Origin of the sequence: Streptomyces sp. APSN-46.1 (assembly GCF_022815725.1) — a bacterium.
GTDB lineage: Bacteria > Actinomycetota > Actinomycetes > Streptomycetales > Streptomycetaceae > Streptomyces.
The window spans coordinates 144,848-163,376 of sequence record NZ_JALGRF010000014.1 but is presented as its reverse complement, the minus strand read 5'-3'; the positions used below and the strand labels follow the sequence as shown (position 1 = coordinate 163,376).

Genomic DNA, 18,529 nt, shown 5'->3' with positions numbered 1-18,529 from the left:
TGTTAGGGCCTGTTAGGGCCTAAACGGCGTCCTGGCGTGTGGGCGCCCCGCACGCCAGGACGCGCGGTGCTGTGCGAACGCTTGACGGCCCCTGGTGGTGGGTTCACACTCTCTGCACAGTCTCGCGCCGCGGGCGAGGCCCCCGTCCCCACGAGAGCCGCGGCCCGTACCCCAGTCGGCGGGGGTACGGGCCGCCTCCACCTCTCCGTCGCGGAAGCCTCGCGGGCTCAGGCACCCGCCGTCAGGCTCTGCCTGCGGGCCCGGGCCAGCGACATCGCGTGCTCCACGACCCCCACCAGTACGTCCTTGACGGACTCCCGGTCCCGCGCGTCGCACAGCAGCACCGGCACCTCGGGGTCGAGGTCCAGCGCCTCCCGTACGGTCACCACCGGATGGCGGTCGGCGCCGTCGAAGCAGTTGACGGCGACCAGGAACGGGATCCCCCGCCGTTCGAAGTAGTCGATGGCGGCGAAGCAGTCGGCGAGGCGGCGGGTGTCGGCGAGGACGACGGCGCCGAGCGAGCCCTGGGCCAGCTCGTCCCACAGGAACCAGAACCGGTCCTGGCCGGGCGTGCCGAACAGGTACAGCACCAGGTCCTCGCGCAGCGTGATGCGCCCGAAGTCCATGGCCACGGTCGTGGTGTTCTTGCCCTCCACTCCCCCGGTGTCGTCGATTCCGACACCCGGTTCCGAGAGCAGTTCCTCGGTCCGCAGCGGTCTGATCTCACTCACCGCACTGACCAGGGTGGTTTTGCCCACCCCGAAGCCGCCCGCGACCAGGATCTTCAGGGTCAGCGGTTCGACCGGCGACACGGCATGCATCGCGCCGGTGCGGCTAGAGCGCCCGAAGGCCATCGATCACCTCACGCAGAATGGATTCATCGGGCAGTTCGGCCGGCGGTACCGGCCGGGTCACGTGGACCAGTTCCTCGTCGACGAGGTCCCCGATCAGGACGCGGACCACCCCGATCGCGAGGTCGAGTTCGGCCGCGAGTTCCGCGACCGACTGCGGGCGTTCCCGGCACAGCCCGAGGATGTGGGCGTGTTCCGGGGACAGGGTCGAGTCCCAGATCGGATCGTCGGCCGCCGATTCGGCGACGACGAGCGCGATCAGGTCGAGGCGGTGCTGGCCCGCGTGGCTGGTCCGGCCGCGGGTCATCGCGTACGGGCGGACGACGGGGCCCGCCTCGTCGTCGAACCAGTGCGGGTGCGCGGGCGCCGCGGCGGAGGTTCCGCCAGGGGTGGTGGGGTGGTCCTGGCCTGATTGGCTCATGCCGTCCGACTCACCCTCCGGCTGGCAGCCCGGTACGCGGGGCGGTGGCCAGGTGGTCGCCCACGCGCTTGACCATCAAGGTCATCTCGTACGCGACCTGGCCGACGTCGGAGTCGGCGTCGGAGAGCACGGCCAGGCAGCTGCCGTCGCCGGCCGCCATGACGAAGAGGAACGCCTCGTCGAGTTCGACGACGGTCTGGCGGACCCGGCCGGACTCGAAGTGGCGGCCGACGCCCTTGGCCAGGCTGTGGAAGCCGGACGCCACGGCGGCCAGGTGCTCGCTGTCCTCGCGGGTCAGGTCCTTGGAGCTGCCGGTGGGCAGGCCGTCGCCGGAGAGGACCACCGCCTTGCGGATGCTGCCGACCTTGTCGACGAGTTCGTCGAGGAGCCAGTTGAGCGGGCCGGAGCCGCGGCCCCTGGTGTCGTTGCCGGTCTGCGGTGCGGTCATCGACCGTCCCCCTCGTTCTCGTTCTCGGTCGCGCGACCGGTGGCGGCGGGAATGCCGGCTTCGGCCTCTGACTGCTGTGGTGCCTTCTGCTGCTGGGCCTTCTGCTGCTGTGCGTGCTGCTGCTGTGCGTGCTGCTGCTGTGCGTGCTGGTGGCGTCCCGCCGTCCAGCCGCGCTGGAGCGCCGACATACGGGTACGCACGTCCTCCGCGTCGCGCTCCTCCGGCCGCTCGGCGGCCGCTTCGGCGGGCGCGGCGGCCGGGGCGTTCCTGAGCTGCGGGGCCAGGTTGGCCTGGCGGACCCGGCGCGGCAGCCCGCCGGGGCCCTGGGCGGGCTCGGCCTTGCCGGTCCCGGGGTCGGATGCGGCCTGCGCCGCCGTGGGCCGGCGGACCACGGACCCCGGGCGGGGCTCCACGCGCCGGCCGTGTTCGGCGACCAGGGTCGGGGTCGGCCTGCGGCGCGGGAGCGGTACGGCTCCCGGGGCGCGGGGGCCGTCGGGGCGGACGGTTTCCACCCGGGCGTGGTCCAGCCGGACCGGGCCGGTGGGGGGCAGCGGCTCCCGCTCGCGGTCGCCGAAACGATCGGCTCCGTTGCGATCGGCGCCACCGCGGTCGGTGCCGTTGCGATCAGCGCCGCCGCGGTCGGCTCCGTTGCGGTCGCTCTTCCAGCCGCCGCCGCGCTGCGCGTGCCGCTCGGCGTGCGTCCGGTCCGCCGGGCGCAGCCCCAGCAGGGCGCTGCGCGGGGTGCCGTTCGGTGGGGTCTCGTCGTCGAGGGTGGCCATGGGCGGGCGGCCGCCGACGCCGGTGAGGCCGACGATTCCGCCGGTGGCCTCTTCGAGGGCGTCGAGGTCCGCGACGTCGGCGGGGGCGTCGGTGCGGTCGATGCCGTCCAGCCCGAGCAGACTGAGCGGGGCTTCCAGCTCCACCGGGCCGCGCGGCGCCCCGGCGGGCAGCGGGCGGCCGGCCGGGGCGCGCTCGACGGCGGCCCGCGCGGGCCGCGCGGCGCGCTTGCCGTCGCCCAGCCGGATGCCGGTGCCGTTGGTTTCGGGGGCCTCGGTGAGCAGATCGGCCGGGAGGAAGACCACCGCGGTGGTGCCTCCGTAGGGGCTGGGCTGGAGCACGACCTTGACGCCGTGGCGCTGGGCGAGGCGGCTGACCACGAACAGGCCCAGCCGGTCGGTGTCGGAGAGCTCGAACTCGGGGGTCTCGGCGAGCCGGAGGTTCGCGTCGAGCAGCGCCTCGGGGTTCATGCCGAGGCCGCGGTCGTGGATCTCCAGGGTGAAGCCGTTGGCCACGCGCTCGCCGTGTACGTGGACCGCGGTGTGCGGCGGGGAGAACACGGTGGCGTTCTCCAGGAGTTCGGCGACGAGGTGGGTGACGTCGGCCACGGCCGGGCCCTCGATGCCCAGGCGCGGGAGGCGGCGTACCTCGATGCGCTCGTAGTCCTCGACCTCGGCGACGGCGGCCCGTACGACGTCCATCAGCTGGACGGGCTTGCGCCACTGGCGGGAGGGCGCGGCGCCGGAGAGGATCACCAGGCCCTCGGCGTGGCGGCGCATGCGCGTGGTCATGTGGTCGAGGCGGAACAGGTCGGCGAGCTCCTCGGTGTCCTCGGTGCGCCGTTCCATGGTGTCGAGCAGGGTGAGCTGGCGGTGCAGGAGCACCTGGTTGCGGCGCGCCAGGTTGACGAATACGTCAGAAACACCGCGCCGCAGCTCGGCTTGCTTGACGGCGGCCTCGACGGCGGCGCGCTGGAGGGTGTTGAGGGCCTGGCCGACCTGGCCGACCTCGTCCTTCTCGAACTCCAGGCGGGGCGCCTCGGTTTCGACGTCGACGTGCTCGCCGGCGGCGAGGCGGCGCATGACGCCGGGCAGCCGGACGCCGGAGGCCTCGTGGGCGTCCTTGCGGAGCCGGGACAGGTCGCGGACGAGGTCGCGGCCGATGCGCACGGAGAGGACGAGGGAGACGATGAGGGCGATGAAGCCGAGGATGCCGGCGATGGCGGCCTGGATCAGGACGTCCATGGCGACGGGCTCGACGCGCTTTTGGTAGGCGTCGCCGGCGCCGGTGCCCATGGTGGCGAGGTCGTCGAGGACCTTGGTCGCGACCTCGTCCCACTGGGCGGCGGTGACGGCGCGCGGGGTCTTGGTCGCGCCGGCGGCGATGAATCGTTCCTCCGCTTCGCGCAGCGGGGTGGTCTGGGGGCTTCTCCAGTACGACTCGAAGCGTTCGCGGTCCTCGCTCGGCAGGATCGCGAGGTTGAACTCGTACAGCAGGCGGCGGTTGGCGACGAAGTCGGAGACGTGCCGGATGTCGGCGGCGCTGACGTTGCGGGCGGCGAGGGCCGAGGCGATGACGGCGTCCTCGCGGGAGAGCGTCTCGCGGGCGCGGGTGATGCCGACGAGGGCGCGGCCCTGCTTGTCCATCTCCACGCTTTCGAGCGCGTGGAGGTTCATGAGGAACTCGTAGCAGGGATCGACGAGCCGGCTGTAGAGCTCCAGGGCCTGGCTGGGGTCGAGGCTGCTCTGGTCGACGGAGTGGCGCAGCGCGGAGACGCCGCGGAGGGCTTCGAGGATGGAGTTCAGCCGCTGGGCGGCGCTGGGGCTGAGCTCGTCGAGGACCTCGGGGTCCTTGGCGTTGGCGCTGATGCTCTCGACGGCGGCGTCGGTGGCGGCGCGGCTCTTGGCGAGTTCGGCGGTGGCGGCGGAGGAGCGGGGGTCGCCGATGACGACGAGGGTCTGGCGGCGTTCCTTCTGGATGACGCGGACGACGTCCTCGATGGGATAGCCGACCTTGTCGATGACGTAGGCGACGTCGAGGAGTTGGACCGCCTGTCGGCCGGTGATGACCGTGGCGAAGCCCCAGAGGGCGGTCAGGGAGACGAGCGGCACAAGGAGCAACGCCACGATCTTCCGGCGGATGGACTTCCCGCGAAAGCGCATGGCCTCCCCAGCCTCCCCCAGCTCAACCCCGTTGGCGGGGGTCGGTGTTCCGTCATTTAAACGGCGTGAGCCTACTACTGCCACGCGGCGCCTTCGAAGAAGTGTCCGGACGTTTTCGGCCGAGCCGGGGATCGAAGATCACGAGTTGTCCGGTAATTCCCGTCACCAGCAGCCCGATATGTGAGAGATGACACCTGATGAGGTATCAGTTCCCGCTACGAGATGGATGGCTGGAATTCTTCGTTCCGTGTTGATCGGATGCCGCGAAGCCGTCCGCGATGCGGGAATCTCTCGGACCTCCCGAACGTCTACCTGGTTATGGGCGGCCGCGTGGAGGGGAGGGAGCGGACCATGCGGATGTACGAGGACGAAAGGGTGGGTTCCGGAGCACCGGGACGGTCGCTGTGGGTGGAGGAGGAGGCCGCGCGCCGCAGGCTGCCGGATCCGGTGCGGACCTCAGCGGTGCGGGCGGTACTGATCGTGGCGGTCACGCTGACCGAGGCGACGATCGCCTTCTTCCTCATGCTCACCGGATCCTGGCTGGCCTTCCCGATGGCGCTCGGCGGGATAGCCGGGACCGTCGTCGCCACCTGGGGGGTGCTCGACGTGCTGATCACCCGGCAGATGTGGAACCAGCGGTACGGGGTGGTGTCGCAGCCGAACAGTACGGCGCGGGCCCGGCGCCGGGAGGCCCGCTCGGGGCCGCCCGGCCAGGGCGGCCGAATACGGCCGCCGCAGGGCGGGCCCGTCGGCCGGGCCGCCGCCTGGCAGGCGCCGGCCGGGGACCGGCGGTACCAGGCCGGAGCCGGGCGGGGCTGACCCGGAGGCCGGCCTCCCTGCGGGGCTGATTCGGAGGGAGGCCGGCCTCCCTGGGCCGCTCGGGGCCGCCTGTGGCGGCTCGGGCCGCTCAGGGCTGCCTGGGGCGGCTCGGGGTCAGGCGCCGACCGTCGAGCGGCGGAACATCCGCGTCGCCGTGATCTCGCCGTGGATCGTCTCCTCCTCCGGGGACTGCTGGGGCAGGCCCGGACGCAGGTGCTCCTCGACGCTGATGTACTTCAGGCCCGCGCGCAGGTCCGCGTCGTTGCGCAGCCGGATGACCAGCGGGAACTCGGCGAGGGCCGTGGTGTCGAACAGGCCCGTCGTGTAGAGCAGCTGGACGCCGAGCGCGTCGGAGACGGCCCGCTGGAGCTCCAGCAGGTACGTGGCGTTCGCGCGCCCGATCGGGTTGTCGAGGAACAGCGTGCCCGCGTGGCGGTGCTTGTCGCGGCCCCGGTCGTTGCTGCGCAGCGCCGCCATCGTGCAGTACAGCGCGATCGCGGCGGTCAGCAGCTGGCCGCCGGAGAAGACGTCGCCCATCTGGCCGACCGGGACCCGTTCGGCGCGCAGCACCGCGTCCGGCTTCAGGATCTCGACGGAGATGCCCTTGGGCTCCAGAGCCGCCTGGACTCCGCGCAGCAGCAGCGACATCCCGTCGCGGCGTCCCTCGCCGAAGGAGGCGGTGCTGTTCTTCTTGACGGCGGCGCGGGTCGCCTCGTCGATGACCTCGCCGAGCCGCTCGGTGAGCGTGGCCTGGTCGGGCTCCTCGAAGCGGATCCGCAGGAACTCCTGGCCCGACCACTCTCCCAGGCCCTCGGGGAGCTGGGAGAGCCGCTGAGCGGAGCGCAGGGTGGCCAGGGCGGACTCCACCAGCCCGCGGAGCCGGTCCACGATGCTGTCGCGGTTGCGCTCCAGCTGCGCCAGCTCGTCGGTGAGGACCCGCAGCCGGGGGGCGAAGGCCGCCGCCCAGGCCGCCGCGTGCTCGGGCAGGGCGGAGGCGGGGAGTTCGCGGATCTGCTGGCGCGCGGGGGTGCGTACCTGCTCGTAGCGGTTGGCGTTGGCGTGCCGGACGAGGATGTCGCTCGCCTCGCGCAGCGCCGACTCGGCGGCCGAGAGATCGGCCGCGCAGCCGCGCAGGGAGCGGCGGGCCTCGGCGGCGGACTGGCGGGCCTCCTCCAGGGTGCCCGGGTGGGCTGCCGGGGACTGTTCGTCCTCGTCGTGGCCGTGGTCGCGCAGCAGGTCCCGCAGCAGCGCCGCGGTCTCGTCGAAGCCGCCGGCGCCGTCCTCGGCGGTGCGTTGGGCGCGCAGGAGGTCGGCGTGGGCGGCCCGGGCGCTCTCCACCGCGGCGGTGTGGGCGGCGAGTTGGGCGGTGGCGGTGCGCAGCATGCCCTGCGCCTGTTCGACATCCCCGGGGACCATCTCCTCGGGGAGCTCGGTGTGCGCCTCGCCGTCGGCGGGAGCGAGCCGTTCGGCGTCGCCGCGCAGCCGGCCGAGCTGCTCGCTCGCGGTGGACGCGCGGGACTCCAGCATCTGGACGAGGGACTCCGCGCGGGCGGCCGCGGCCTGCCGGGAGGGGCCGTCGGCGCCGTCGGTGCCTTCGAGGAGTTGGGCGGCGCGGGTACGGACCTTGTTGGTGAGGCGGTCGAGTTCGGCGAGGGCGGCGCTCTCGTCGCCTTCGGCGCGGGCCTGTTCGGCGCGCAGGTCGGCGCCGACGCCGACCTTCTCGTAGAGCTGGGAGGCGGCGCGGTAGGCCTCGCGGAGGTCGGGCAGTGGGAGCCGGTGCCCGACGGGGATGTCACCGTCCTCGGGGAGCGCCTCGGGGGCGCCGGCGATCTCTGCGCGCTCGGCGCGCAGCGCGCGGGCGGTGCGGCGGGCGTCGTCGGCGGCGCGCTGCGCGGCGCGGCGGTCCTCGTCGGCGGCGCGGGCCCGGTCCAGGCAGACCTCGGCGCGCGCCTCGGACTCGGCGGCCTCGTCGGCGAGTTCGCGGAGCCTGGCCTGCCAGCCGGCGCGCTCGCGCAGCCGGAAGGCGAGCCCGGCCAGGGCGTCGGCGGCGCGGCGGGCGCGCTGGGCGGCGTCCTGGCGCTCGTCGCGCACCCGGGCGGCGTCGGCGGCGGCCTCGTCGGCCTCGGCGCGTACGGTACGGGCCTCCGCGAGCTCGGCGTCGGCCTCCTCGGCGAAGGTACGGGCGGCCGCGGCCTGCTGCGCGAGCTCGGCGAGGCGGCCGGGCGGGCAGCCGGTGCGCCAGGAGGCCAGCCGGGCGGCGAGCTCGCGGTCGCCCGAGAGGCGGGCGGCGAGCTCGCGGATCTCGGTGTCGCGGGCGGTGGCGCGGGTGCGCAGCGCCTGGCGCTCCTCGTCGGCGGCGTGCTCGTCGTGCATGGCCGGGTTCGGCGGCACGAGAAAGACGGCCGTGTCGGCGTCGGCCGGGGGCACGGGCGCCAGCAGTGCGGCGGCGGTGCCGACGGCCACGGTGGAGCGGGGCAGCAGGGCGGCACCGGCGAGGACCTCGCGGGCCCGGGAGTGGGTGTCGGGGTCGGTGATGACGACGCCGTCGACGAGTTCGGGACGGGCGGCGAGGACGGCGGCGTGGTCGGCGGGGTCCAGGGATTGGGCGAGGTAGCGCCAACCGGGCAGGGCGGGGATGCCGTGCTCGCCGAGGTACTCGACGGTGGCCAGGACGTCGGGGCCGGGCGGCAGCAGGCCGCCGTCGCCGAGCGCGCCGAGGATCCGGGCGTCGTCGGCGGCGGCGGTGCGCAGCTCGAACAGCTGACGCTCGGCCGCCGAGACTCCGTCGGTGAGCAGGGTGCGCAGGTCGTCGGCATTCCGGTCGAGGTCCTCGACGGTCAGCCCTCCGACGACGGTGGCCGGCGCGGCGTGCGCTCCGCCCGAGGCATTGCCCTGCGGGCCGCCGTGACCGCCGGACGTGCCGGTGCCGACGCCTCCGGCGGACGTGCCCGGGGTGCCCCCGGCCCCCGCGGAGCCGGCGGCAGCGGACGCGGCGTCCGCAGGGCGCAGGGGTGGGGCGACGGGACTGGCGGCGGTGGTCGGCGTGACGGTGCCGGGCCCGGCGGAGGCGCGGTCACCGGCGGCGGCCGGGCGGGGGTTCGGGAGGGGGGCGGCCGGGGCGGAAGGGAGGCCCAGGAGGGCGGCCAGGCGGGGTGAGGCGGCGAGCGAGGCGGCGGCGCGGGCCTCCGCGTCGTGGGCGGCCTCGGCCGCGTCGGCGGCGTCCGCCGCGCGGGCGGCGGTGAGTTCGGCGCGGGATTCCGCGGCGGCGGCCTCGCGGGCCGCTTCGGCGGTGGCGCGGGCGGCGTCGCGGGACTCGTCCCAGGCGGCCACGGCGGTCTTCTCGGCATCGGTGGCGGCCAGGGCGGCGCGGGCCGGGTCGGCGTCGGGGGCGGTGTCGTCGAGCCAGCCGGCCCGGACGGCCTCGGCGGTCTCCTGCTGGACCTCGGCCAGGCGGGCCCGGAGGTGTTCGGCCTCGCTGCGGGCCCGCTGGGCGGCCGTGGCGGCCGCGGTGGCGTCGCGGTGGGCGGCCTCACCACCGGCCTGGAGGACGGCGGAACGCTCCTCCTCCTCGTTGGCGAGCCGTTCGCCCTGCTCGGCGGCGGTGTGCAGGGCCCGTACGAGCTCGGCGGCAGCCGTGGCGCGCGCGGCGAGCGCCGGGGCGGCGTCCCGCTCGGCCTCCAGGATCGCGGCGGCGACCCGCGTGGAGCGGTCGGCGGCGGCGCGGTGGCGCAGCACGGTCTCGGCGGCCTGCCAGGCGGAGTGCAGGGTGCGGGCTTCGAGGAGCTCGCGGCGCTGGGCAGCGGCCGCCTTGTCGGCGACGGTCAGCGCCAGCGAGGCGTGCCGGTAGGCGAGTTCGGCGGAGATGGCGGCGCTGCGGTCGCGCGCGGACTCGGCGGCGGTCACCTCGTGCGCGGCGCCGGTGACCCGCTGGGCGAGGTCGGCGGCGCGGCCGCGCTCCTCGGCGGCGCGCGCGGAGAGCCGCCGCGCCAGGATGCGGGTCCGGCGTTCGGCGCCCGCGTGGACGTCGCGCAGCCGGGAGCGGGTCCCGACGGCTTCGACGATGCGGGTGAGCAGGTCCACCGAGCCGGCGGTGAAGTCCCGTTCGGCCATCAACTCGGCGCGGCGGCCGAGTTTGTTGCCGAAGCCGTGGACCAGGTCGGCGAGGCCGTCGGTGTCCCGGGTGTCGGTGACGGCGCGCAGCAGGAGGTCGGTGAAGTCGGAGTCCTTCTTGACCGCGAAGAGGCCGGCGGCCTCACCCTCGTCGGCGTTCATCTCGCGCTGGTAGCGGAAGAGTTCGGGGTCGAGGCCGAGTTCGGTGAGGTGCTCGTTCCACCGGTCGTGGATCTCCTCCCAGTACACCTCCAGGTGCGGGTACGCCTTGCCGGCCTCGGTGATCGCGTCGCGGAAGCCCTTCATGGTGCGGCGGCGGCCCTGGGCGCCGGAGGCGCCTTCGACGTGCGGGCGGACGGCGGTGGCCTCGGCGACGGGGAGGTTGTCGAGGCTCAGGCCCGGGCCGGGGCGGAAGGAGTACCAGGCCTCGGCGAACTTGCGCGGGTCGTTGGAGACCTGGCGGCCGCGCCATTCGCTGACCTTGCCGACGACCACGCACTCGCCGGTCTGGGTGTGCTGCCACTCCAGGGCCACGTGGCCGCAGTCGTCGGCGAGCAGGAACTTGCGCAGGACGCCGGAGCTGGCGCCGCCGAGGGTGTTGCGGTGGCCGGGGAGCATCACCGAGAAGATCAGCTTGAGCAGGACGGACTTGCCGCCGCCGTTCTCCAGGAACAGCACGCCGGCGGGCGCGGGGCGGCGCGGCGGGCCGGTGGGCTCGTCCTCGAAGAACTCCGCCTGGGTGGGCGCCGGGTGGGGCACCGGCTCACCGACTCCGCGCAGGTCGAGCACGGTGTCGGCGTAGCGCGCGCCGGCGGGCCCGATGGAGTAGAGGCGGATCCGGGACAGCTCGTACATGGCGGCGGACTCTCGTTGTTTCTCGGTGGTTCTCGGTACAGAGGTACGGAGGCGGGTGGCTCAGGCGTGGAACGGCAGGCCGGCGTCGGCCGCGAGCTCCAGGTCGTCGCCCTCGGGCGGCGGCAGGAGGGTGGCGGAGCCGTCGCTGACGGGGACCACGCCGAGTTCCAGGAGTTCGGCCATGGCCGAACTGCCCGCCATGTCGCGGACCTGGAGCTGGTAGCGGGGGGTGGTGCGGTAGGTGCCTCCGGCGTCGTCGCCGGTGCGCTGGAGGAACCCGGAGTCGGTGAGGAAGGCGGCGGCCTTGCCGACGATGCCGGTGGTGGATCCGGCGAGGCGGCGGGCGTCCTTGGTGGCTCCGGTCGCGCTGCGGCGGGCGTAGACCCGCCAGGCGGCCTCCAGGCCGGGGGCGTCGGAGGCCGGGTCGGTGTTCTCGCCGAGCTCCTCGGCGCGCTCCTCCAGGCGGCGGCAGGTCTGCCGGACGAAGGCGTCGACGCCGTTGACGGTGATACGGCCGATGTAGCCGTCGTCGGCGAGGTCCTCGGGGCGGGGGAAGGCGAGGGCGGCGACGGCGAGGTGGGCGAGGCCGTGCAGGAACCGGTCGGCGGAGTCGGCGGTGGTACGGCGGGCGTAGTCGCCCATGCGGACGGCGAAGACGGAGTCCTCGCCGGCGGCGACCGCCATGCCGGCGCGCGGGGACACCTCCAGGACGACGAGGCCGAGGCCGGTGGCGACGGCGTCGGCGAGGCGTCCGAAGGCGGGGTCCTCGCGGTAGCGGCGCAGCAGCTCGGCGTACTCGGCGTCGCGGGCGGGGAGCAGCTTGGGCTGGAGCCCGAAGGCGACGAGCCGGGCCGCGTCTGCGGCGTCGGCGGGGGTCACCGCCCCGGCGGGGGCGGTCGCGACGGGAGCCGACGGGGTGTCGGGCTCGCTCCACGCGGGGTGCTCGGCGTGGTGGTCGCTCACGGGCGGGTCTCCTCGGCGGTGCGGTGGTTTGTCTGTGCGGTGGATGCGGTCCGGCGGCCTGGGCCCCGGGACCGCACCCCGGTGGCCGACGGCGGCACGGCGGCACGGCGGTCCCCGTCCGGGCCCGGCACGTCAGCCAGTACGGAAACGCCCTCCGCCGGGCCGGCGGCCAGGCACTGCTCGGCCGGCCCAGCGGCCGCAGCACCCCCGGCCCGCGCGCAGTCCGCAGACCCCCGCCTCCGCCCGGCCAGCGCGACGGCACCCGCCGGGGCACCCGGCCCGGCGGCCCGGGGCGTCGGGCCGGTGGGGTGGTGGTGCTCTCCGGGCCCGCTGGGCGCGGCGAGCAAGGCCCGTGCGCAGGCAACAGGTCCCCGCCTCCGCCCGGCCAGGACAACGGCACCCGGCCCATCGGCCCGGCCCGGGGTCGTCGGGGCGGTGGAAAGCGGATGGGCTCCCGGCCCGGCGGGCACGGCGAGCAAGGCCCGTGCGCAGGCCGCAGATCCCCGGTTCCGCCCGACCAGGGCAGCGGCGAACCCGCTCCGCGCGCGGGCGGCAGATCCCCTTCTCCGCCCGGCCAGGGCACCGGCACCCGCCGGGGCACCCGGCCCGGCGGCCTGGGCCGGGGTCGTCGGGGCGGTAGGAAGCGGATGGGCTCCCAGCCCGGTGGGCGCGGCAAGCAAGGCCCGCGCGCAGGCCGCAGATCCCCGCCTCCGCCCGGCCAGGGCAGCGGCGAGATCGGCCCGGGCGCAGGGCGTAGATCCCGGTTTCCGCCCGGCCAGGGCAGCGGCGGGGGTCATGAGGCCTCCGAGCGGGCTGCCGCCATGCCGGCGGCGTCGAGGAGGGCGGTGCCGACGATCAGGTCGGCGCCGCCGAATTCCGGGTCGTCCAGCTCGGTGCCGTCGTCCACGGCGAAGAGCAGCCGCTCCTCGCCCTGGCGGTACGCGGTGCCGACCGCCGGGCTCGCCGCGTGGACGGCGAGCAGGGCCACCAGGTACGGCAGGTCCGGATCGCCGCAGCGGGCCTCCGCGAGCAGCCCGGAGAGGCGGCGCGGGGCGTCGTGCGGCAGGTCCAGGAGCTCCATGGCCGAGGCGAGCTGACCCTCGCTGAAGCGGCTGTCGTCCGGGGTCGCGATGAGGTCGGGCTCCGGCATCTCCACGCCGAGGTGCTCCCGCTCCACGGGCGGGGTCAGCAGTATCTCGACCAGGTCGGCGACGCGCACGGAGACGGGGGTGCGCAGGCCGGTGCCGGCCGCGAAGAAGGCGTCGGTAACCCGGGTGGCCCGCTCCAGCGGGAGCGGCAGGACGGGGGCCACGAGCTGCCCGTACAGGTCGATGCCCGAACGGGGCGCGGGGGCGGCGAAGGCCTGCCGGTCCTGCTCGGCGCGGAACAGCGGGCCGGCGTCCAGGAGTCGGGACTGGAGCTGCGTATGGCGGCGGATGCAGTCCTTGACGATGTCCACCAGCTCGGCGGCGCGCCGCTTGTTGTCCGGCTCTCCCGCCTCGTCGCGGGCCTTGCGGATGTTCGTCAGGATCGCGTTCTCGTGCCGGTACCGGTCGGCGACGTGTTCGAGGGCCTCGGCGATCATGTCGGGGACGGCTTGGAGCCAGTCCACCGCGCGCACGTTCCGCCGCGTCGCGTCGAGGGTGCGGCGCAGGGTCTCCGCGTACTGGACGGTGCGGTAGCGGGCCTGCTCGGCGGCGAGCTGCGCGTCGGCGAGGCGGCCCCGGCTGATCAGCACCTCCAGCTTGACCTCGGCGGCGATCTGCGCGCTGGTGACGTCCGTGTCGAGCGCGCCGACCAGGACGTTGACGGCCTCGTCGGTGGTGCGCAGGTAGACCGCGCCGCCGTACCCCGGGACTTCCTCGATGAGTTTGAAGTCGTAGTCACGGCGTACGTAGACGCCGTCCGGGCCGAAGGTGCCGTAGATCGCGCGGAAGCCGCGGTCGACGCTGCCGACGTTGATCAGGTTCTCCAGCACCCAGCGGGCCACCCGCTCGTGCTCGGCGGCCGGGCGGCCGGGGGCCTGGGCGGCGACGCGGGGCAGCAGCCGGGCCACTATCTGCTCGTGATCGGCGCCGGTGTCGAAGTCCATGTTGAGTGTGACCAGGTCGATCGCGGCGAGCGCGACCTCCGCCATCGCGTAGACCCCGTACTCGCCGGCCAGATTGGCCTTGCGTACGTCGAGGTCGTGCAGCGGGGCGGTGCAGGCAAGGGCGCGCAGCCGCCGGGCCAGGCCCTCGTCGGCGGCCGGGCCCGGCGCCGGGGACGAGAAGGGCTTCGCCTGGGCGGGGAGAGTCACGGGCAAAGACTAGGCGCTGACACCGACAACATCCCAAACGGCATGGTTCGGCCGGATCGGTCCGGGGTCTGCGGGGACGACAGGCCCGACGGCACCGACGGCCTCGACGCGGACGGTCCCTGTTCTACGCTCACCGTATGGCTTCCATGATCACACCCATGGCCGCCCCCGCGGTCACGCCGGTCATCGATCTCAACGCCGACCTGGGCGAGGGCTTCGGGCGGTGGACGCTGACCGACGACGAGGCGCTGCTGTCCGTCGTCACGTCCGCCAACGTGGCGTGCGGCTTCCACGCCGGGGACCCGTCCATCATGCGGCGGGTCTGCGGGCTCGCGGCGGAGCGCGGGGTACGGATCGGCGCGCAGGTCTCGTACCGGGACCTGGCGGGCTTCGGCCGGCGCTCCATGGACGTGCCGCCGGACGAGCTCGCGGACGAGGTGGCGTACCAGATCGGGGCGCTGGAGGTGTTCGCGCGGGCCGCCGGATCGAAGGTGTCGTACGTGAAACCGCACGGCGCGCTCTACAACCGCACCGTCCACGACGCGGGCCAGGCCGCCGCCGTGGTCGCCGGCGTCCGGCTGGCAGCGGGAGCGGAGGGGGCGAAGGGGGCGAAGGGGGCGAAGGGGGCGGCGGGGCTGCCCGTACTGGGGCTGCCCGGGTCGCTGCTGCTCGTGGCCGCCGCCGAGGCCGGGCTGACCGCGGTACCGGAGGCCTTCGCCGACCGGGCCTACACGGCGGCCGGGACGCTGGTGCCGCGCGGGGAGCCGGGGGCCGTGCTGCACGATCCGGACGTGGTGGTCGCCCGGGCGGTACGGATGGCCGCCGAGGGCTCCGTGGTCTCGGCCGACGGGCTCCCGGTGCCGGTGGCCGCGCGCTCGCTGTGCCTGCACGGGGACACCCCTGGGGCGGCCGGGCTCGCGCTGCGGGTGCGGGGGGCGCTGCGCGCGGCCGGGGTCCGGGTGGAGGCGTTCGCGTGAGGGCCCTCGTGGCGGGCTCGGAGGGGCTGCTGCTCGAAGTGGACTCCGCGGCGGAGGTGGCCGCGCTGCACGCCGAGCTGCTGCGCAGGCGGGAGGAACTCGGGCCCATACGCGACATCGTGCCGGCGGCGCGGACGGTGCTGCTGGACGGCGTGCGGGAGCCGCGCGCGCTGGCCGAGCGGATCGCCCGGTGGGAGGTGCCGCCGCTGGCGGAGACCGAGGGGCCGCTGATCACCGTCCCGGTGCGGTACGACGGGCCGGACCTGGCGGAGGTGGCCGGCCTCTGGGGGGTCGGAGCGCGGGACGTGGCGGGGGTCGTCGGCTCCCTCGTGTTCCGGGTGGCGTTCTGCGGGTTCGCCCCCGGCTTCGGGTACCTGACGGGGCTCCCCGAACGCCTGCACGTGCCGCGCCGGGCCACGCCCCGGACCGCCGTCCCGGCCGGCTCGCTGGCGCTGGCCGGGGAGTACGCGGGGGTGTACCCGCGCTCCTCCCCCGGCGGCTGGCAGCTGATCGGGACCACGGACGCGGTGCTGTGGGACCCGGAGCGGGAACCGGCGGCGCTGTTCGCGCCGGGGGTACGGGTGCGGTTCGAGGAGGCGGGGGGATGAGCGGGCCGAAAGGGGGCGGAGGGATGAGCGGGGCGAAAGGGGGCGGGGGCATGAGCGGGGCGAGAGGAGGCGGGGGCTTGAGCGGGCCGAGCGGCCTGGAGGTGGTCCGGCCGGGGGCGCTGACCACCGTGCAGGACCTCGGACGTCCGGGATACGCCCATCTCGGGGTGCCCCGGTCGGGCGCGCTGGACGCGGGGGCGCACGCCCTGGCCAACCGGCTGGTGGGCAACGCCCCGGACGCGGCGACGCTGGAGACCACGCTGGACGGGGTCGCGCTGCGGGCGCTGACCCCGGGGACGGTGGCGGTCACGGGTGCGCCGTGCGCGGTACGGGCGGCAGGGCGCCCGGTGGCGTGGGGTGCCCCGGTGTGGCTGCCGGCCGGGGCCGTGCTGGAGGTGGGCCAGGCGGTGTGGGGGGTGCGCAGCTACGTCGCGGTGCGGGGCGGCTTCGGTGTGACGGCGGTCCTGGGCAGCCGGGCGACGGACCTGCTGTCGGGGCTGGGGCCCCCGGTGCTGTCGGCGGGGGCCGTGCTGCCGGTGGGCCCGCCGGGGCCGGATCCGGTCCGCGGGGCGGACGCACTGCGGGTGCCGGGGGTGCCGGGGGCCGCGGGGACCGCGGGGGCGGAGGGGGTGCCGGGGGCCGCGGGGGCGGAGGGGGTGCCGGGGCCGTCGGCGGAGCTGGTGCTGCCCTTGCGGCTGGGGCCGAGGGAGGACTGGTTCACGCGGGATTCGATCGCCGGGCTGTGGCGGTCGCGGTACCGGGTGTCGGCGATGTCCAACCGCATCGGGCTGCGCACGGAGGCGGGCCCACCGCTGATCCGGGCGCGGGGCGGTGAACTGCCGAGCGAGGGAATGGTCCTGGGCGCGGTACAGGTCCCTCCGGACGGCCTGCCGGTGGTGTTCCTGGCCGACCACCCGGTAACGGGGGGCTACCCGGTGATCGGCGTGGTCCCGCCCGGCCCCTCCCTCGACGCGGCGGCCCAGGCCCGCCCGGGGGTGGGAGTCAGGTTCGTGGGGGTGGCGGGGTAGGGGGGTCGCCGGGTGAGGGCGAGCCGGGGTTCCAGGAGCGGGGGCTCGTCGGGCGGGGTTGGACGGTGCTGGGGGCTTCCCGTCAGTCTCACTGTCCTTCCGTGTCGGGCCGGTCCCTCAAGGGCGCTCACTGCGTTCGCGTCGCTTCGCGATGGCCTTCGGCCACCCTTGACCGACCGGCCCGCCCCGGAAAGACAAAGACTGTCGGGAAACCCCCGAAGGAACGGTCAGGGGGGAACCATTCCCACCGAGCGGGGGCCAACCTCCCGGGCGGACGCCCGGCCGCCCGGTATCCCCGCCCTTCGGGCGAAAAGCCCCCGGAACCTGCCCCGAACAGCGTCCAGAACACCCAAAGCAGCGGCAAGGCGCGTCAGATCGCTACACGCTCCTCACGGCTTGGCGTCCGCCGCCCGTCTGTGGCCGGACATAAGCCGCCACCGATCGCTACGCGCTCCTCGCCGAGGGCGGCTGCGGCCCGTCTGGGGCCGGGCATAAGCCGCCACCGATCGCTACGCGCTCCTCGCCGAGGGCGGCTGCGGGCCGTCTGGGGCTGGGCATAAGACGCCATCGATCGCTTCGCGTCCTCGCGGTTTGGCGTCCGTCGCCCGTCTGGGGTTGGGCCCCCCACTACCTACACCGCCGACTCCGGGGCTATCCGGCTCCGTACCGCCGACTGCACGTCCTCTTCCTCCGCCGGGTCCGTCGCCAGGCGGCGGAGCCGTGGGGTCACGCGGGCGTCGGCTGTTTCCGCGTGGTGGGCCGCCACCTCGCGGGTGGTCTCCTCGCAGTCCCAGAGGCATTCGACGGCGAAGCCCGCCGCGAAGGACGGATCCGTGCTGGCCAGGGCGCGCGCGGCGCGGCCGCGCAGGTGGGACGAGGCCGTCTCGCGGTAGATGTGGCGCAGCACCGGCGCGGCGCAGCCGATGGAGAGCCGGCCGGCTCCGTCCACCAGGGGGAAGAGCCGCAGGCTGTCCGGGCCCGAGCCGCGGACGGTGGAGCGGAGGGTGGCCAGGACCAGTCCGGTGTCCTCGGCTCCGCCGCGGGCGGCGAGGAGGGCGGCGGCGGCCGCTCCGAGGGCGTCGGGGCGGTGGGCCCAGAGGCGGGCCCGGTCGATGGCCGTGGGGCTGTTCATGCGCTCGTAGGCGGCCACGGCGGGCTCGTCCCCGGCGGCTTCGATGAGGTCCAGGACGGCGGGGTTCTCCGGTTCGGCGAGGACCAGGTGGTGCAGGGCGGTGGCCCGGGCGGCCTCGCCGCAGGCTCCGGCGGCGGCCGCGAGGATCGCGGAGCGGTCATCGGGCTGGGCCACGGCGGCGAGGCAGCGTGCGGCGGGTACGTGCAGCGGGGTGCCGCGGCGCAGCCCGTCGGCGGCCCAGTCGAAGACGGCCTGGACTCCCCAGCCGGGCCGGGGCCCGCTGGGGGTCATCTGGCGCTGCCAGCGGTCGAAGGAGCCCTGCTGGCGTGCGGCCCGCAACCGCTCGCCGAACGCGGGCGTCTCTTCCCACAGACGCCAGGGCCGGGGCTCGTACGCGTCGCGGACGGCGGCGGCCAGCCGCGCCTCGCCCTCGGCCGTGGCCGGGAATCTCGCGAGGATCGGCCTGGCGAGGCTCCGCAGTCCCCCGTCGTCGTCGCGCAGGGCGAGTTCGTCGAGGGCCCAGGCCCAGTTGGCGCCGGAGGCGGCGTAGCGGCGCAGCAGCATCAGCGCGTCGTCGCGGCCGTACGAGGCGAGGTGGCCCAGTACGGACAGGGCGAGGCCGGTCCTGTGGTCGTCCTCGTCGAGGAGGTCGTCGGCGCTGAACAGGTGCGTCTCGATCTCGCCGAGGGGGCCGTCGAGGTCCAGGTACAGCCTGGCGTAGTACAGGGAGCGGTTCTCGACCTGCCAGTCCTGGCGCGGGTCGCGGAGCACGCACTGGTTGAGCGCCGCGAGGGCCTCCGCCCGGGGCGCTGCCAAGGCGTGCAGCGTGCCGTCGCCGCGGCCCCGCTGGAGGAGCCCGAGCAGGGTGCCGCTTGGCGCTATGACTGGTTCGAACATGGGAATGGCCTCAAATCAAGCTGGGGACGCAACCGGGAATCGGGATTCACAGGGCCGCGTAACAGCATGTGAGGACGTCCGCCGTCATGTTCCGCTCGATGTAGACCATTGCCTTCTCACTCTCGTCGGTGCTTCGCCGCCATGGCGGCCGGTGCGGCGTGTCCAGCCCGCTCCTGCCCGTC

12 protein-coding genes are annotated in these 18,529 nt (G+C 75.3%); 4 read left to right on the top strand and 8 right to left on the bottom strand.

Annotated features, from left to right (window positions below):
• Positions 1-227: 227 nt before the first annotated feature.
• Genes MTF65_RS27515 through MTF65_RS27500 form a run of 4 tightly spaced genes read right to left on the bottom strand, consistent with a single transcriptional unit; the run spans position 228 to position 4,659 of the window.
• Entirely contained in the window at positions 228-854 is a 627-nt protein-coding gene (locus MTF65_RS27515; protein WP_243631670.1) for an ATP/GTP-binding protein, read from the bottom strand.
• Complete coding sequence (locus MTF65_RS27510; RefSeq protein ID WP_243631669.1) at positions 835-1,272, bottom strand: DUF742 domain-containing protein; 438 nt, start codon at positions 1,270-1,272, stop codon at positions 835-837. The genes MTF65_RS27515 and MTF65_RS27510 overlap by 20 nt, the downstream gene beginning before the upstream one ends.
• Before the next feature lie 10 nt (positions 1,273-1,282).
• On the bottom strand, positions 1,283-1,720 hold the full coding sequence (locus MTF65_RS27505) for a roadblock/LC7 domain-containing protein (protein ID WP_243631668.1): 438 nt from the start codon (positions 1,718-1,720) through the stop codon (positions 1,283-1,285).
• Positions 1,717-4,659 (bottom strand): nitrate- and nitrite sensing domain-containing protein, encoded by a 2,943-nt coding sequence (locus tag MTF65_RS27500; RefSeq protein WP_243631667.1) that lies wholly within the window; start codon positions 4,657-4,659, stop codon positions 1,717-1,719. Before MTF65_RS27500 ends, MTF65_RS27505 begins: the two co-directional genes overlap by 4 nt.
• Before the next feature lie 351 nt (positions 4,660-5,010).
• Between MTF65_RS27500 and MTF65_RS27495 the strand changes: the two genes are divergently transcribed.
• A complete protein-coding gene (locus MTF65_RS27495; RefSeq protein WP_374207309.1) occupies positions 5,011-5,478 on the top strand; it encodes a hypothetical protein in 468 nt (155 codons plus the stop codon).
• Positions 5,479-5,592: 114 nt separating this feature from the next.
• Here MTF65_RS27495 and MTF65_RS27490 read toward each other — a convergent pair whose 3' ends face one another.
• The 3 genes from MTF65_RS27490 to MTF65_RS27480 form a co-directional block, all read right to left on the bottom strand.
• Positions 5,593-10,443: a hypothetical protein gene (locus tag MTF65_RS27490; protein WP_243631666.1), complete on the bottom strand. Its 4,851-nt coding sequence runs from the start codon at positions 10,441-10,443 to the stop codon at positions 5,593-5,595.
• Between the two features lie 60 nt (positions 10,444-10,503).
• On the bottom strand, positions 10,504-11,406 hold the full coding sequence (locus MTF65_RS27485; protein WP_243631665.1) for a hypothetical protein: 903 nt from the start codon (positions 11,404-11,406) through the stop codon (positions 10,504-10,506).
• Positions 11,407-12,199: 793 nt separating this feature from the next.
• Positions 12,200-13,705: a hypothetical protein gene (locus MTF65_RS27480; protein WP_243631664.1), complete on the bottom strand. Its 1,506-nt coding sequence runs from the start codon at positions 13,703-13,705 to the stop codon at positions 12,200-12,202.
• Positions 13,706-13,863: 158 nt separating this feature from the next.
• Here MTF65_RS27480 and MTF65_RS27475 point away from each other — a divergent pair, with 158 nt between their 5' ends.
• The 3 genes from MTF65_RS27475 (at position 13,864) to MTF65_RS27465 (ending at position 16,318) form a co-directional block, all read left to right on the top strand.
• Positions 13,864-14,682 (top strand): LamB/YcsF family protein, encoded by an 819-nt coding sequence (locus MTF65_RS27475; protein ID WP_243631684.1) that lies wholly within the window; start codon positions 13,864-13,866, stop codon positions 14,680-14,682.
• Positions 14,679-15,290: an allophanate hydrolase subunit 1 gene (locus MTF65_RS27470; RefSeq protein ID WP_243631663.1), complete on the top strand. Its 612-nt coding sequence runs from the start codon at positions 14,679-14,681 to the stop codon at positions 15,288-15,290. The genes MTF65_RS27475 and MTF65_RS27470 overlap by 4 nt, the downstream gene beginning before the upstream one ends.
• A gap of 77 nt (positions 15,291-15,367) precedes the next feature.
• Entirely contained in the window at positions 15,368-16,318 is a 951-nt protein-coding gene (locus MTF65_RS27465; RefSeq protein ID WP_243631662.1) for a biotin-dependent carboxyltransferase family protein, read from the top strand.
• 631 nt (positions 16,319-16,949) lie between these two features.
• On the opposite strand, the gene MTF65_RS27460 is transcribed toward MTF65_RS27465, so the two are convergent.
• Positions 16,950-18,347 carry a HEAT repeat domain-containing protein gene (locus tag MTF65_RS27460; RefSeq protein ID WP_243631661.1) on the bottom strand — a complete coding sequence of 466 codons (1,398 nt, stop codon included), beginning with the start codon at positions 18,345-18,347 and terminating at the stop codon, positions 16,950-16,952.
• Positions 18,348-18,529: the final 182 nt, after the last annotated feature.

Bases quoted from the DNA above. Each gene is read 5' to 3' on its own strand.
- MTF65_RS27500 (WP_243631667.1), bottom strand. From the start codon at position 4,659: ATGCGCTTTCGCGGGAAGTCCATCCGCCGGAAGATCGTGGCGTTGCTC.
- MTF65_RS27460 (WP_243631661.1), bottom strand. From the start codon at position 18,347: ATGTTCGAACCAGTCATAGCGCCAAGCGGCACCCTGCTCGGGCTCCTC.
- MTF65_RS27475 (WP_243631684.1), top strand. From the start codon at position 13,864: ATGGCCGCCCCCGCGGTCACGCCGGTCATCGATCTCAACGCCGACCTG.
- MTF65_RS27515 (WP_243631670.1), bottom strand. From the start codon at position 854: ATGGCCTTCGGGCGCTCTAGCCGCACCGGCGCGATGCATGCCGTGTCG.
- MTF65_RS27495 (WP_374207309.1), top strand. From the start codon at position 5,011: ATGCGGATGTACGAGGACGAAAGGGTGGGTTCCGGAGCACCGGGACGG.
- MTF65_RS27490 (WP_243631666.1), bottom strand. From the start codon at position 10,443: ATGTACGAGCTGTCCCGGATCCGCCTCTACTCCATCGGGCCCGCCGGC.
- MTF65_RS27510 (WP_243631669.1), bottom strand. From the start codon at position 1,272: ATGAGCCAATCAGGCCAGGACCACCCCACCACCCCTGGCGGAACCTCC.
- MTF65_RS27505 (WP_243631668.1), bottom strand. From the start codon at position 1,720: ATGACCGCACCGCAGACCGGCAACGACACCAGGGGCCGCGGCTCCGGC.